This is a genomic window from Enterobacter sp. NFIX59 (genome assembly GCF_900113755.1).
GTDB lineage: Bacteria > Pseudomonadota > Gammaproteobacteria > Enterobacterales > Enterobacteriaceae > Enterobacter > Enterobacter pseudoroggenkampii.
Genome location: NZ_FOQN01000009.1, coordinates 53,229 through 67,038, shown reverse-complemented (window position 1 = coordinate 67,038; position 13,810 = coordinate 53,229). Strand labels below are relative to the sequence as shown.

The 13,810-nt window shown below is 56.0% G+C and carries 13 protein-coding genes; 10 read left to right on the top strand and 3 right to left on the bottom strand.

Annotated features, from left to right (window positions below; all coding sequences use genetic code 11):
• Positions 1-2: 2 nt before the first annotated feature.
• The gene (gene metB / locus BM007_RS21345; RefSeq protein WP_032648472.1) at positions 3-1,163 is read right to left on the bottom strand and encodes a cystathionine gamma-synthase; all 1,161 of its coding nucleotides are present in this window, start codon (positions 1,161-1,163) and stop codon (positions 3-5) included.
• A gap of 276 nt (positions 1,164-1,439) precedes the next feature.
• Between metB and metJ the strand changes: the two genes are divergently transcribed.
• Positions 1,440-1,757 carry a met regulon transcriptional regulator MetJ gene (metJ, locus tag BM007_RS21335; RefSeq protein ID WP_015966498.1) on the top strand — a complete coding sequence of 106 codons (318 nt, stop codon included), beginning with the start codon at positions 1,440-1,442 and terminating at the stop codon, positions 1,755-1,757.
• A 48-nt stretch (positions 1,758-1,805) separates the two neighbouring features.
• Here the strand turns inward: metJ and rpmE are convergent, their stop codons facing one another.
• The gene (rpmE, locus tag BM007_RS21330; protein WP_003862040.1) at positions 1,806-2,018 is read right to left on the bottom strand and encodes a 50S ribosomal protein L31; all 213 of its coding nucleotides are present in this window, start codon (positions 2,016-2,018) and stop codon (positions 1,806-1,808) included.
• Between the two features lie 200 nt (positions 2,019-2,218).
• Between rpmE and priA the strand changes: the two genes are divergently transcribed.
• From priA to rraA, 7 genes are all read left to right on the top strand, one after another.
• Positions 2,219-4,414: a primosomal protein N' gene (gene priA, locus BM007_RS21325; protein WP_090420862.1), complete on the top strand. Its 2,196-nt coding sequence runs from the start codon at positions 2,219-2,221 to the stop codon at positions 4,412-4,414.
• 119 nt (positions 4,415-4,533) lie between these two features.
• Positions 4,534-5,559 (top strand): DNA-binding transcriptional regulator CytR, encoded by a 1,026-nt coding sequence (gene cytR, locus BM007_RS21320; RefSeq protein ID WP_061716296.1) that lies wholly within the window; start codon positions 4,534-4,536, stop codon positions 5,557-5,559.
• Between the two features lie 93 nt (positions 5,560-5,652).
• Positions 5,653-6,648 carry a cell division protein FtsN gene (ftsN, locus tag BM007_RS21315; protein ID WP_061716295.1) on the top strand — a complete coding sequence of 332 codons (996 nt, stop codon included), beginning with the start codon at positions 5,653-5,655 and terminating at the stop codon, positions 6,646-6,648.
• Positions 6,649-6,742: 94 nt separating this feature from the next.
• Entirely contained in the window at positions 6,743-7,273 is a 531-nt protein-coding gene (gene hslV / locus BM007_RS21310) for an ATP-dependent protease subunit HslV (RefSeq protein ID WP_008501802.1), read from the top strand.
• A gap of 9 nt (positions 7,274-7,282) precedes the next feature.
• The gene (gene hslU, locus BM007_RS21305) at positions 7,283-8,617 is read left to right on the top strand and encodes an HslU--HslV peptidase ATPase subunit (protein ID WP_023309685.1); all 1,335 of its coding nucleotides are present in this window, start codon (positions 7,283-7,285) and stop codon (positions 8,615-8,617) included.
• A 68-nt stretch (positions 8,618-8,685) separates the two neighbouring features.
• Positions 8,686-9,606, top strand: a complete 921-nt coding sequence (menA, locus tag BM007_RS21300; RefSeq protein WP_032648463.1) for a 1,4-dihydroxy-2-naphthoate polyprenyltransferase — start codon at positions 8,686-8,688, stop codon at positions 9,604-9,606.
• 92 nt (positions 9,607-9,698) lie between these two features.
• Positions 9,699-10,184, top strand: a complete 486-nt coding sequence (gene rraA / locus BM007_RS21295) for a ribonuclease E activity regulator RraA (RefSeq protein WP_023309687.1) — start codon at positions 9,699-9,701, stop codon at positions 10,182-10,184.
• Between the two features lie 566 nt (positions 10,185-10,750).
• Here rraA and zapB read toward each other — a convergent pair.
• Positions 10,751-10,990, bottom strand: a complete 240-nt coding sequence (gene zapB, locus BM007_RS21290; RefSeq protein ID WP_010436935.1) for a septal ring assembly protein ZapB — start codon at positions 10,988-10,990, stop codon at positions 10,751-10,753.
• 410 nt (positions 10,991-11,400) lie between these two features.
• Between zapB and BM007_RS21285 the strand changes: the two genes are divergently transcribed.
• Positions 11,401-12,246: an MIP/aquaporin family protein gene (locus BM007_RS21285; protein WP_014885705.1), complete on the top strand. Its 846-nt coding sequence runs from the start codon at positions 11,401-11,403 to the stop codon at positions 12,244-12,246.
• Positions 12,247-12,267: 21 nt separating this feature from the next.
• Entirely contained in the window at positions 12,268-13,776 is a 1,509-nt protein-coding gene (gene glpK, locus BM007_RS21280) for a glycerol kinase GlpK (protein ID WP_023309688.1), read from the top strand.
• Positions 13,777-13,810: the final 34 nt, after the last annotated feature.

The window sequence follows — 13,810 nt, the reverse complement described above, 5'->3', positions numbered from 1 at the left end:
GATTACCCCTTGGCTGCGATCCGGAAGCCATTTTCCAGATCGGCAATTAAATCTTCAGAATCTTCAATACCGGTTGAGATCCGCAGCAGCGTCTCAGAAATCCCGGCGGCGGCACGTGCTTCCGGTGCCATACCTGCGTGCGTCATGGTCGCGGCGTGGGAGATCAAGCTTTCAACCCCACCTAAGGATTCCGCCAGCGTAAACAATGACAGCCCGCTCAGGAAGCGACGCAGCGTTTGCTCGTCACCGTCCAGTTCAAAACTTAACATCGCGCCAAACCCTTTCTGCTGGCGCGCGGCAATTTCGTGCCCCTGATTTTCCGGCAGCGACGGGTGATAGAGCTTCTTCACCAGCGGCTGGGTTTTCAGGAAATCGACAATCGCCTGGGCATTGCGTTGCGCCACTTCCATGCGCGGCGACAGCGTGCGAATGCCGCGCAACAGCAGATAGCTGTCGAAGGCGCCCGCGGTGACGCCAATATTATTGGCCCACCATGCCAGTTCGGTGACAACGTCGGGATCTTTGGCAATCACCACGCCCGCTACCACATCAGAATGGCCGTTCAGATATTTAGTGCATGAATGCAATACCAGATCGGCACCCAGTGCGAGTGGGTTCTGAAGGGCCGGACTGAGGAACGTATTATCCACTACACTTATCGCTCCCGCATCCCTTGCGAGCTGACAAATTTTCGCAATATCGACAACGCGCAACAATGGATTGCTTGGACTTTCCACCAGAACCAGCTTTGGCTTCTCTGCCAGCGCCTGTTTCAGCGCCTGTTCATCGTTTTGATCGACAAACAGTACGCGATAGCAGCCGCGTTTTGCCAGGCTATCAAACAGGCGATAGCTGCCGCCGTAGCAATCGTGCGGCGCAACCAGCAGGTCACCTGGTTTCAGGAACACGGTGGTCACCAGGTGAATGGCGGACATCCCCGTATTGGTTAATACGGCGCCTGCGCCACCTTCCAGCTCGGCCAGCGCGCGCTGGGTCACGTCACGCGTAGGGTTGCCACGACGCGAGTAATCATGCGCGCGGGGTTCATTAAATCCGGTGAAGTTGTAGGTACTGGAAAGATGAATGGGCGGGACAACGCAGCCGTACTGCTCGTCATCATTTAATCCGCTACGCACTGCGATAGTGGCCTGTTTACGCGTCATGGTGAGGGCTTCCTGGCGAATGAGGTGAAAAGTCAGGCACCAGAGTAAACATTGAAAGTATGGACGTCAATACATCTGGACATCTAAACTTCTTTGCGTATAGATTGAGCAATGCGCAAATAGCCGTTAAAATTATATGCTTTAGTGCACGCTGCAGCGGCAATATCCGTGCCACGGTATCGCCTCTACGGTAAACTAGGCAAGATTGCGGTTCAAAACGAGTGGTTACAGGTTTTGCACCTTTAGATAAATGACTGAGAGGATTAAAGGTATCTCATGGCTGAATGGAGCGGCGAATATATCAGCCCATACGCTGAGCACGGTAAGAAGAGTGAACAAGTAAAAAAAATTACGGTTTCTATTCCTCTGAAGGTGTTGAAGATCCTCACCGATGAACGTACGCGTCGTCAGGTGAACAACCTGCGCCACGCAACCAACAGCGAGCTGCTGTGCGAAGCGTTTCTGCATGCGTTTACCGGTCAACCGTTGCCGAACGATGAAGATCTGCGTAAAGAACGCAGTGATGAAATCCCGGAAGAGGCGAAGGTGATCATGCGTGAACTGGGTATTGACCCGGAGACGTGGGAATACTGAGAAGCGGATACAAAAAAGGCACCTTGCGGTGCCTTTTTTTCGGGAAACTTATTTAGCGCCCGGGATGCTGAAACGCTTGTTGAAGCGGTCAACACGGCCACCGGTTGCAACATCACGCTGCTTACCAGTGTAGAACGGGTGGCATTTGCCGCACACGTCCAGGTTCAGATCGTGACCCACGGTAGAGCGGATCTGGATAGAGTTACCGCAAGAACAGTTTGCAGTAATCATTTCGTATTTCGGGTGAATATCTTTTTTCATGGGAGAACCTCAGTTAAGGCCGCGTCGCTCTTCCAGCCCTAACGCCAGACACCACGCGATGTTGATTGTAAGTTCTTTGGCGTAAAGTACACCAAAGGCGGCGAATCATACAGAATTTGACCAACGTATGCAAACTGATCCGCACGCCGCTTTCACTAATGTGTATACTAACGCGCCACTTTTCAAGCCAGGAAGATTCGATGCCCGTCGCTCACGTTGCCCTGCCCGTTCCGCTTCCCCGCACCTTTGACTACCTGCTGCCCGACAGCATGAGCGCCAAAGCGGGCTGTCGCGTGACCGTGCCGTTTGGCAAACAGCAGCGCGTGGGAATTGTTGTCTCCGTCAGCGATAAGAGCGAGTTGCCGTTTAACGAACTGAAGTCGGTGGTTGAGGTGCTCGACAGCGAGCCCGTTTATTCCACCAGCACCTGGCGACTGCTGCTGTGGGCGGCGGATTATTATCATCACCCCATTGGCGACGTCCTGTTCCACGCTCTGCCCATCATGCTGCGTCAGGGCAAAAGCGCCAGCCATGCGCCGATGTGGTACTGGTTTGCTACGGAAGATGGCCAGGCCGTCGACATTAACAGCCTCAAGCGCTCACAGAAACAGCAGCAGGCCCTGGCGGCGCTGCGTCAGGGGAAAATCTGGCGGCATCAGATCGACGAACTTGAAGTCAGCGAAACGGCGCTACAGGCATTAAGAAAGAAAGGGTTGAGCGACCTGGCAAGCGAAGCGCCTGCCCTTTACGACTGGCGCGAGAGTTTCTCCGTTTCAGGGGATCGCCTGCGCCTGAATACCGAACAGGCCACCGCCGTGGGCGCGATCCATAGCGCCTCGGACCACTTTTCCGCATGGCTGCTGGCGGGCGTCACCGGCTCCGGTAAGACCGAAGTCTACCTGAGCGTGCTGGAAAACGTGCTTGCGCAGGGCAAACAGGCGCTGGTGATGGTGCCGGAAATTGGCCTGACGCCGCAAACCATCGCCCGCTTTCGCGAACGCTTTAATGCGCCGGTTGAGGTGCTGCACTCTGGCCTGAACGACAGCGAACGCCTCAGCGCCTGGCTGAAAGCGAAAAACGGCGAAGCGGCGATTGTGATCGGCACCCGCTCGTCGCTGTTTACCCCGTTTAAAAATCTTGGCGTTATCGTGATCGACGAAGAACACGACAGCTCCTATAAACAGCAGGAAGGCTGGCGCTATCACGCCCGCGATCTGGCTGTTTATCGCGCCCACAGCGAGCAAATTCCTATTATTCTCGGCTCCGCCACGCCTGCGCTCGAAACGCTGCACAACGTGCGCCAGCGTAAATACCATATGCTGCGCCTGACGCGTCGCGCGGGGAATGCCCGTCCGGCCATTCAGCACGTACTGGATCTGAAAGGTCAGCAGGTCCAGGCCGGGCTTGCGCCTGCACTGATTACCCGCATGCGCCAGCACCTGCAGGCGGGCAATCAGGTGATCCTGTTTCTTAACCGTCGCGGATTTGCACCTGCCCTGCTGTGCCACGACTGCGGATGGATTGCCGAGTGCCCGCGCTGTGACCACTACTATACCTTCCACCAGGCCCAGCGGCATTTACGCTGCCACCACTGCGACAGCCAGCGTCCGGTGCCGCGCCAGTGTCCGTCATGTGGCTCAACGCATATCGTGCCGGTGGGGCTGGGAACGGAACAGCTGGAACAGGCCCTTGCGCCCTTCTTCCCCGACGTGCCCCTGTCCCGCATCGACCGGGACACCACCAGCCGCAAAGGCGCGCTGGAACAGCAGCTGGCGGAAGTGCATCGCGGCGGCGCACGCATCCTGATTGGCACTCAGATGCTGGCAAAAGGCCACCACTTCCCGGACGTGACGCTGGTCGCCCTGCTGGACGTGGACGGCGCGCTGTTCTCGGCAGATTTCCGTTCAGCCGAGCGCTTCGCTCAGCTTTATACCCAGGTGGCAGGGCGCGCCGGGCGTGCCGGTAAACAGGGCGAAGTGGTATTGCAAACGCACCACCCGGAGCACCCGCTGCTGCAAACCCTTCTGCACAAAGGCTATGACGCCTTTGCCGAGCAGGCGCTGGCCGAACGCCAGACCATGCAGTTGCCGCCGTGGACCAGCCACGTCATCATCCGCGCGGAAGACCACAACAACCAGCAGGCGCCGCTTTTCCTGCAGCAACTGAGAAACCTCCTGCAGGCCAGCCCGCTGGTGGATAATCAGCTGTGGATTTTGGGCCCGGTGCCGGCACTCGCACCAAAACGCGGCGGACGTTTTCGCTGGCAAATTTTGCTCCAGCACCCCTCTCGCGTTCGTCTTCAGCATATCGTCAGCGGCGCGCTGGTGCTGATTAACACCCTGCCCGAAGCGCGAAAAGTGAAGTGGGTACTGGACGTCGATCCCATCGAAGGCTGAAGACGGATCGAAAAATTTAACGCTCCTCACACTTTTTATGAAAATTCTGTAACCGATTCCATTAACTATCTGTAAAAATGGTGATGTCAGAAGTTCGGTGTTCAGGCGAGGAGAAGACGTTGAAGTCCAGGAAAGAGGTTGCACCGGCGACCATGAAAGACGTTGCCCAGAAAGCGCAGGTCTCTACGGCAACGGTATCCCGCGCATTAATGAACCCGGATAAAGTCTCCCAGGCGACCCGTAACCGGGTGGAGCAGGCTGCGCTTGAAGTGGGCTATTTCCCACAGGCGATGGGGCGTAACGTCAAACGCAATGAGTCGCGCACCATCCTGGTGATTGTACCGGACATCTGTGACCCTTTCTTCAGCGAGATTATCCGCGGTATTGAAGTCACCGCAGCGGAACAGGGTTACCTGGTGCTGATTGGCGACTGTGCTCACCAGAACCAGCAGGAAAAAACCTTCATCGATCTCATTATCACCAAGCAGATCGACGGCATGCTGCTGCTTGGCTCTCGCCTGCCGTTTGATGCCAGCATTGAAGAGCAGCGTAATTTACCGCCGATGGTCATGGCCAACGAGTTTGCGCCAGAGCTGGAGCTGCCGACGGTCCACATTGATAACCTCACCGCCGCATTCAACGCCGTAAACTATCTCCAGGAACTGGGGCATAAGCGTATTGGCTGTATTGCCGGACCGGAAGAGATGCCGCTGTGTCACTACCGCTTACAGGGCTACGTTCAGGCGCTGCGCCGTACCGGCGCCATCGTCGATCCGCACTACATTGCGCGCGGTGATTTTACCTTCGCTGCGGGTGGACAGGCGCTGGAGAAACTTCTGGACCTGCCTGAGCCGCCAACCGCCGTATTTTGTCACAGCGACGTGATGGCGCTGGGTGCATTATCGTATGCCAAACGCCGCGGCCTTCGCATACCGAAAGATTTATCGATCATCGGATTCGATAATATTTCGCTTTCGGAATTTTGCGATCCGCCGCTCTCAACGGTCGCTCAGCCGCGCTACCAAATCGGCCGCGAAGCAATGCTTCTGCTGCTGGATCAGCTTCACGGTCAAACAGTTAGCAGCGGCTCGCGGTTGCTGGACTGCGAACTGATTGTTCGCGGCACGACCCAGGCATTGACTTAAAGTAAACGTCTTTCGGATACCCTTATCTGGTCAAAGCCCCGCCGCTTAAGTAACATGGCGGGCTGACGAACGAATAAATACAGCGAAACGATAGTGGCACAACGAGATTATGTACGTCGCGGCCAGCCGGCACCTTCGCGACGCAAAAAGAGTAGCTCAAGGAAAAAGCAACGTAACCTGCCTGCTGTCTCGCCAGCAATGGTCGCTATTGCTGCGGCTGTAGTCGTCGCCTTTATTGGTGGCCTGTACTTTATCACGCACCATAAAAAAGAAGAGTCTGAGGCGCTTCAGGCCAGTAAAGTCGCCGGAAACGGCCTTCCTCCGAAGCCTGAAGAGCGCTGGCGCTATATCAAAGAGCTGGAAAGCCGTCAGCCTGGGGTACGTGCGCCAACCGAACCTTCTGCGGGTGGTGAAGTACAGAATGCGAATCAGCTGACGGATGAACAGCGTCAGCTGCTGGCACAAATGCAGGCCGATATGCGCCAGCAGCCTACGCAGCTGAACGAAGTGCCGTGGAATGAACAGACGCCGGCGCAGCGCCAGCAAACGCTGCAGCGACGTCAGGCACAACAGCAGATTCAGCAGCAGCAGCAACAGCAGTGGGCGCAAACCCAGCCGGTGCAGCAGCCTAAAACGCAGCCGCGGGTAACGGAACAGCCATACCAGCAGCAGACGCGTACGGTGCAGTCCCAGCCTGTCCAACAGCAGCCGAAAACGCAGCCGCAGAAACAGGCGGCTCAGCCGTATCAGGATCTGCTCCAGACGCCAGCGCATACCACCGCGCAGCAGCCGAAAACGCAGCAGGCCGCACCGGTCACCAAAGAGACCGAAGCGCCGAAGCAGACGGCCGAGAAAAAAGATGAGCGCCGCTGGATGGTACAGTGCGGTTCGTTCAAAGGTGCCGAGCAGGCGGAAACGGTACGTGCTCAGCTGGCCTTTGAAGGGTTTGATTCGCGTATTACCACCAATAACGGCTGGAATCGCGTGGTGATTGGTCCGGTCAAAGGCAAAGAAAATGCCGATGGCACCCTTTCTCGTTTGAAAATCGCCGGTCACACAAACTGCATTCGACTCGCCTCCGGGGGTTGAAACCCCCAAATTCCCCCCCATCTATCATTTAATTCAGCCCTGAGCACAGGCTCAGGGCTTCTGTTTCCCGATTCTGTAACCAGGGGGTCTGCTCGTGACAACAATAGTAAGTGTACGCCGTAACGGCCATGTGGTAATCGCCGGTGATGGCCAGGCCACGCTGGGTAATACCGTCATGAAAGGCAACGTGAAGAAAGTGCGCCGTCTCTACAACGACAAAGTGATCGCCGGTTTTGCAGGCGGCACGGCGGATGCCTTCACGCTGTTTGAACTGTTTGAACGCAAACTAGAAATGCACCAGGGTCATCTGGTGAAAGCTGCCGTTGAGCTGGCGAAAGACTGGCGTACCGACCGCATGCTGCGCAAGCTCGAAGCGCTGCTGGCGGTAGCCGATGAAACCGCTTCGCTTATCATCACCGGTAACGGTGACGTGATTCAGCCGGAAAATGACCTGATTGCCATCGGCTCTGGCGGCCCTTATGCCCAGGCTGCAGCCCGCGCGCTGTTGGAAAATACCGACATGAACGCGCGTGATATCGCGGTGAAGGCGTTGGATATTGCAGGTGATATCTGCATCTATACCAACCACAACCACACCATCGAAGAATTGACCTCCAAAGCGTAAGGATCTCCCATGTCTGAAATGACCCCACGCGAAATTGTCAGCGAACTGAACAAACACATTATCGGCCAGGATAACGCCAAGCGCTCCGTGGCTATCGCCCTGCGTAACCGCTGGCGTCGTATGCAGCTTGACGAAGAGCTGCGCCACGAAGTCACGCCGAAGAACATTCTGATGATCGGCCCGACCGGCGTCGGTAAAACCGAAATCGCCCGTCGTCTGGCGAAGCTGGCCAACGCGCCGTTCATCAAAGTTGAAGCCACCAAGTTCACCGAAGTGGGCTACGTGGGTAAAGAAGTGGACTCCATCATCCGCGATCTGACCGACTCGGCGATCAAAATGGTGCGCGTCCAGGCAATCGAGAAAAACCGCTATCGCGCGGAAGAGATGGCCGAAGAGCGTATTCTCGACGTGCTGATCCCACCGGCAAAAAACAACTGGGGCCAGGCAGAACAGCAGGCGGAACCGTCCGCTGCGCGTCAGGCGTTCCGCAAGAAGCTGCGTGAAGGCCAGCTGGACGACAAAGAGATTGAGATCGATCTCGCTGCCGCACCAATGGGTGTGGAAATCATGGCGCCTCCGGGCATGGAAGAGATGACCAGCCAGCTGCAGTCCATGTTCCAGAACCTGGGCGGCCAGAAGCAGAAAGCGCGTAAGCTGAAAATTAAAGACGCAATGAAGCTGCTGATTGAAGAAGAAGCCGCGAAGCTGGTGAACCCGGAAGAGCTGAAGCAGGACGCTATCGACGCGGTTGAGCAGCACGGTATCGTGTTTATCGACGAAATCGACAAAATTTGTAAGCGCGGTGGCAACAGCTCCGGCCCGGATGTGTCCCGCGAAGGCGTTCAGCGCGACCTGCTGCCGCTGGTTGAAGGCTGCACCGTCTCCACCAAGCACGGCATGGTGAAAACGGACCACATCCTGTTTATCGCATCAGGTGCCTTCCAGGTTGCCAGCCCGTCGGATCTGATCCCGGAACTGCAGGGCCGTCTGCCTATCCGCGTTGAGCTGCAGGCGCTGACCACCGAAGATTTCGAACGTATCCTGACTGAGCCAAACGCCTCTGCTACCGTACAGTACAAAGCGCTGATGGCGACCGAAGGCGTGAACCTCGAGTTCACCGAAGACGGTATCAAACGTATTGCTCAGGCTGCATGGCAGGTGAACGAAACCACCGAAAACATTGGTGCGCGTCGTCTGCATACCGTGCTGGAACGCCTGGTCGAAGATATCTCTTACGACGCGAGCGACCTGAACGGTCAAACCGTTACCATTGACGCAGAATATGTGAGTAAACATCTGGATGCGTTAGTGGCAGATGAAGATCTGAGCCGTTTTATCCTATAATCGCGGTTACTGGATTCTCATCACGTTTAATGGGGGCTAATGCCCCCATTTTTATTGGCTAAATACTTATGACTGACATCAGCCGTACTCAGGCGTGGCTCGAAAGTCTGCGCCCTAAAACACTTCCTCTGGCCTTTGCCGCGATTATCGTCGGCACCGCCCTTGCCTGGTGGCAGGGTTATTTTGATCCGCTGGTCGCCGCGCTGGCATTGATTACCGCCGGCCTGCTGCAAATCCTCTCCAATCTCGCCAACGACTACGGTGACGCGGTAAAAGGCAGCGACAAGCCGGACCGCATAGGGCCACTGCGCGGAATGCAGAAAGGGGTGATTACCCAGGCGCAGATGAAGCGCGCGCTGATTATCACCGTGGTGTTGATCTGCGCATCCGGCCTGGCGCTGGTGACGGTGGCGTCTAAGACTCCCAGCGATTTCATTGGCTTCCTGGTGCTGGGTTTACTGGCCATTATCGCGGCCATCACCTACACCGTCGGCACGCGTCCTTACGGTTATATTGGGCTCGGTGATATCTCCGTACTGGTTTTCTTCGGCTGGCTGAGCGTGATGGGAAGCTGGTACCTGCAGGCGCATACGGTGATCCCTGCCCTGTTCCTGCCCGCGACCGCCTGCGGCCTGCTGGCGACGGCAGTGCTCAACATCAACAACCTGCGCGACATCGACAGCGATCGCGAGAATGGCAAAAATACCCTGGCCGTGCGTCTGGGGCCGGTGAATGCGCGCCGCTATCATGCCTGCCTGCTCACTGGCGCGCTGGTTTGCCTGGCGCTGTTTAACCTGATTTCGTTGCAGAGCGTGTGGGGCTGGCTGTTTGTGCTTGCCGCGCCGCTGCTGATTAAGCAGGCCCGCTTTGTGATGCGTGAGCTCAGCCCGTCCGCCATGCCGCCGATGCTGGAGCGCACGGTAAAAGGCGCGCTGCTGACTAACCTGTTGTTCGTCATCGGGATTGTATTAAGCCAGACGCTCAGTTAGCTGACAAATATCAATTAACAATTGATGATTTTGCCAACAACGCATTTCGCACGATATACTGAACACATTCGCAGCAACTGAGCGTTAAACCTATGAAATACGATACCTCCGAGCTTTGTGACATCTACCAGGAAGATGTCAACGTCGTTGAACCGCTGTTCTCCAACTTTGGTGGGCGGTCGTCGTTTGGCGGACAGATCGTCACGGTGAAATGTTTCGAGGACAACGGGTTGCTGTACGATCTGCTCGAACAGAACGGCCGCGGCCGCGTACTGGTGGTCGATGGCGGCGGTTCCGTGCGCCGTGCATTGATTGATGCTGAGTTGGCCGGCATTGCCGTGCAGAACGAGTGGGAAGGCCTTGTGGTATACGGCTCCGTGCGCCAGGTGGACGATCTGGAAGACCTGGATATCGGGATTCAGGCCATCGCGGCCATACCGGTAGGGGCGGCGGGTGACGGCATCGGCGAAAGCGACGTGCGCGTTAACTTCGGCGGCGTGACCTTCTTCTCCGGCGACCATCTCTACGCCGATAATACCGGCATTATCCTTTCCGAAGATCCGCTGGATATCGAGTAATAAAACCGTAAGCGTGGACCATAAAAAAACCGCCAACAGCAATGTGGCGGTTTTTTTGTCCCTCGGGATTCGCGGTCCGTTGGGAAGTTTTGCAACCTTTAACCAGGATTTTTATCTTACCCTGGTTCAAATCTCAGGTAACCCCATCGACCCTTTATAAATTCCTAATTAACTATTAAAACCTTAACTACGCTGCTGCTGCTCATTATGATGCATCGTCCCTTTCCGCCATCTCGCACATGGGCATCGGTCCAGGGAAAGGTGTATTCACAACCGTAAAGCAACCTTTAACCGGGCTTGTGTCCACCGACTTATCACCGGTGGTGACCGGTGGAGCGGTTAGCTGCAGGGACCGCATAATGAAACGCTATTTATGTATCGCGTTCATTGTCGCCAGCGTACTCGTTGTAAAGAGTGATGAACCGAATGTGTTCGTTGCTTTTGCTATGACAGCGCAGGACAAGTAGCGTTAAGGCCGCCTCTGGCGGCCTTTTTTATAACTGGCATAAAAAAAGCCGGGTAGCGGCATCGCCTTACCCGGCCTGTTCAGTTCATCCCAATGGGAATCAGACTTCTTCCATACGTCCCAGCAGCGCCTGCAGGCGATCCTGCCAGCCGTTCTGCTGTTCGCGCAGCTGGTTGTTTTCGCGCTCCAGTTCTTCGCGGCCGTGCTGCGCGTTCTGTACTTCCTGCGCCAGGCTGTTGTTCTTCTCTTTCAGCTCTTCAATTTCCATCTGCAGCAGGGTGATGGTGTCAATCGCCTGCTGTACTTTCGATTCCAGTTTCTCAAACACTTCTAAAGACATGATGCTACCTCTCCTGAATTGCAAGGCGACGCTTTAACATAAACGCGCACGACATATACCGTCGATTGTATGGAGCGCGGCGCTCTGTGTCCAGCGACACACCGCGCAGATCGCGGTTTGCAACACTTTTAGGTCTGGTCCTGGTGCGTTCGCGTCATATACCCCTAAATTGTTAACTGATTCGTTAATGAAATGATTCAGCTCACATTCCTGTACCGATCCTGCACTGCTGCAAAAATGTGCTTTATGGCGCGAAAACGCTCATTTTATTGACGCAGACCACACATTTTGATTTCGATATTTCTCGTTTTTGCTCGTTAACGATAAATTAACACTATGTCTACAGGGCATCGTGGCTGTCACGGGCGGCCATGCTAACAATAAACATCAATTTCTTCAGGATTCCGATTATGAGTCAGACATCAACCTTAAAAGGCCAGTGCATTGCCGAGTTCCTTGGTACCGGGTTGTTGATATTCTTCGGAGTGGGCTGTGTCGCTGCACTGAAAGTGGCGGGTGCCAGTTTTGGTCAGTGGGAAATCAGTATCATCTGGGGTCTGGGCGTGGCGATGGCCATCTACCTGACCGCAGGAGTGTCTGGTGCACATCTTAACCCGGCGGTGACAATCGCACTGTGGCTGTTCGCGTGCTTCGACGGACGCAAAGTTGTTCCTTTCATTCTTTCTCAGTTTGCCGGCGCGTTTTGCGCAGCGGCGTTAGTTTACGGGCTTTATTACAATCTTTTCATCGACTTCGAACAGACGCATCATATGGTACGCGGCAGCGTCGAAAGTCTGGATCTGGCAGGCATCTTCTCAACCTACCCAAACCCGCATATCAATTTTGTGCAGGCGTTCGCAGTTGAAATGGTGATTACCGCTATTCTGATGGGCGTTATCCTGGCGCTGACCGACGACGGAAACGGCATTCCGCGCGGCCCGCTGGCCCCCCTGCTGATTGGCCTGCTGATTGCGGTGATTGGCGCCTCCATGGGCCCGCTGACCGGCTTCGCGATGAACCCGGCACGTGATATCGGACCAAAAGCGTTCGCCTTCATCGCAGGCTGGGGCGACGTCGCCTTCACCGGAGGCAAAGACATTCCTTACTTCCTGGTACCGCTGTTTGCGCCGGTTGTCGGGGCTGCGCTGGGTGCGTTCAGCTACCGCAAATTAATTGGTCGCCATTTACCGTGCGACACCTGTGTGGAAGAGGAGAAGGAAACGACTTCTACCGCACAACAAAAAGCTTCGCTGTAATCTGACTACGGGACACATACCATGACCGAAAAAAAATATATCGTTGCGCTCGACCAGGGCACTACCAGCTCCCGCGCTGTCGTAATGGATCATGACGCGAACATCGTCAGCGTGTCACAGCGCGAATTTGAGCAAATTTATCCTCGTCCAGGCTGGGTAGAACACGACCCGATGGAGATCTGGGCGTCACAAAGCTCCACGCTGGTCGAAGTGCTGGCGAAAGCCGATATCAGTTCCGACGAGATTGCCGCGATTGGTATCACTAACCAGCGTGAAACGACGATTGTCTGGGAACGTGAAACCGGTAAGCCTATTTACAACGCCATCGTCTGGCAGTGCCGCCGTACCTCTGAGATCTGCGAACAGCTGAAGCGCGACGGCATGGAAGAGTACGTGCGCAGCGCCACCGGCCTGGTGGTTGACCCGTATTTCTCCGGCACCAAAGTGAAATGGATCCTCGACCATGTGGAAGGTTCACGCGAGCGTGCTAAACGCGGCGAGCTGCTGTTCGGTACCGTTGACACCTGGCTTATCTGGAAGATGACCCAGGGACGCGTTCACGTCACCGACTACACCAACGCCTCGCGCACCATGCTGTTCAACATCAACACCCTGGAGTGGGATGACAAGATGCTGGACGCGCTGGATATCCCACGCGCGATGCTGCCTGAAGTGCGCAAGTCTTCAGAAGTGTACGGTCAGACCAACATCGGCGGTAAAGGCGGCACCCGTATTCCTATCGCCGGTATTGCCGGTGACCAGCAGGCGGCGCTGTTCGGCCAGCTGTGCGTCAAAGAAGGGATGGCGAAGAACACCTACGGCACAGGCTGCTTTATGCTGATGAACACCGGCGAGAAAGCGGTGAAATCAGAAAACGGTCTGCTGACTACCATCGCCTGCGGCCCGCGCGGCGAAGTGAACTATGCGCTGGAAGGTGCGGTGTTCATGGCCGGCGCGTCTATCCAGTGGCTGCGCGACGAGATGAAGCTGATCAGCGATGCGTTCGATTCCGAGTACTTCGCGACCAAAGTGAAAGACACCAACGGCGTGTACGTGGTACCTGCGTTCACCGGTCTGGGCGCACCGTACTGGGATCCGTATGCACGCGGCGCGATTTTCGGCCTGACGCGCGGTGTGAACTCTAACCACATTATTCGCGCCACCCTGGAATCCATCGCCTACCAGACGCGAGACGTGCTGGAAGCGATGCAGGCTGACTCCGGCATTCGTCTGCACGCCCTGCGCGTGGACGGCGGTGCGGTCGCGAATAACTTCCTGATGCAGTTCCAGTCCGACATTCTGGGCACCCGCGTTGAGCGTCCTGAAGTGCGTGAAGTGACGGCGCTGGGCGCGGCGTATCTTGCCGGTCTGGCGGTAGGCTTCTGGCAGAACCTGGACGAGCTGCAGGAAAAAGCGGTGATCGAACGCGAATTCCGCCCGGGCATTGAAACCACCGAGCGTAACTTCCGCTACAGCGGCTGGAAGAAAGCGGTGAAACGCGCCCTGGCGTGGGAAGAGCACGAAGAGTAATCCCCCCTCACCCTAACCCTCTCCCCAAAGGGGA

Bases quoted from the DNA above. Each gene is read 5' to 3' on its own strand.
- metB (WP_032648472.1), bottom strand. From the start codon at position 1,163: ATGACGCGTAAACAGGCCACTATCGCAGTGCGTAGCGGATTAAATGAT.
- metJ (WP_015966498.1), top strand. From the start codon at position 1,440: ATGGCTGAATGGAGCGGCGAATATATCAGCCCATACGCTGAGCACGGT.
- rpmE (WP_003862040.1), bottom strand. From the start codon at position 2,018: ATGAAAAAAGATATTCACCCGAAATACGAAATGATTACTGCAAACTGT.
- priA (WP_090420862.1), top strand. From the start codon at position 2,219: ATGCCCGTCGCTCACGTTGCCCTGCCCGTTCCGCTTCCCCGCACCTTT.
- hslU (WP_023309685.1), top strand. From the start codon at position 7,283: ATGTCTGAAATGACCCCACGCGAAATTGTCAGCGAACTGAACAAACAC.
- menA (WP_032648463.1), top strand. From the start codon at position 8,686: ATGACTGACATCAGCCGTACTCAGGCGTGGCTCGAAAGTCTGCGCCCT.
- rraA (WP_023309687.1), top strand. From the start codon at position 9,699: ATGAAATACGATACCTCCGAGCTTTGTGACATCTACCAGGAAGATGTC.
- zapB (WP_010436935.1), bottom strand. From the start codon at position 10,990: ATGTCTTTAGAAGTGTTTGAGAAACTGGAATCGAAAGTACAGCAGGCG.
- BM007_RS21285 (WP_014885705.1), top strand. From the start codon at position 11,401: ATGAGTCAGACATCAACCTTAAAAGGCCAGTGCATTGCCGAGTTCCTT.
- glpK (WP_023309688.1), top strand. From the start codon at position 12,268: ATGACCGAAAAAAAATATATCGTTGCGCTCGACCAGGGCACTACCAGC.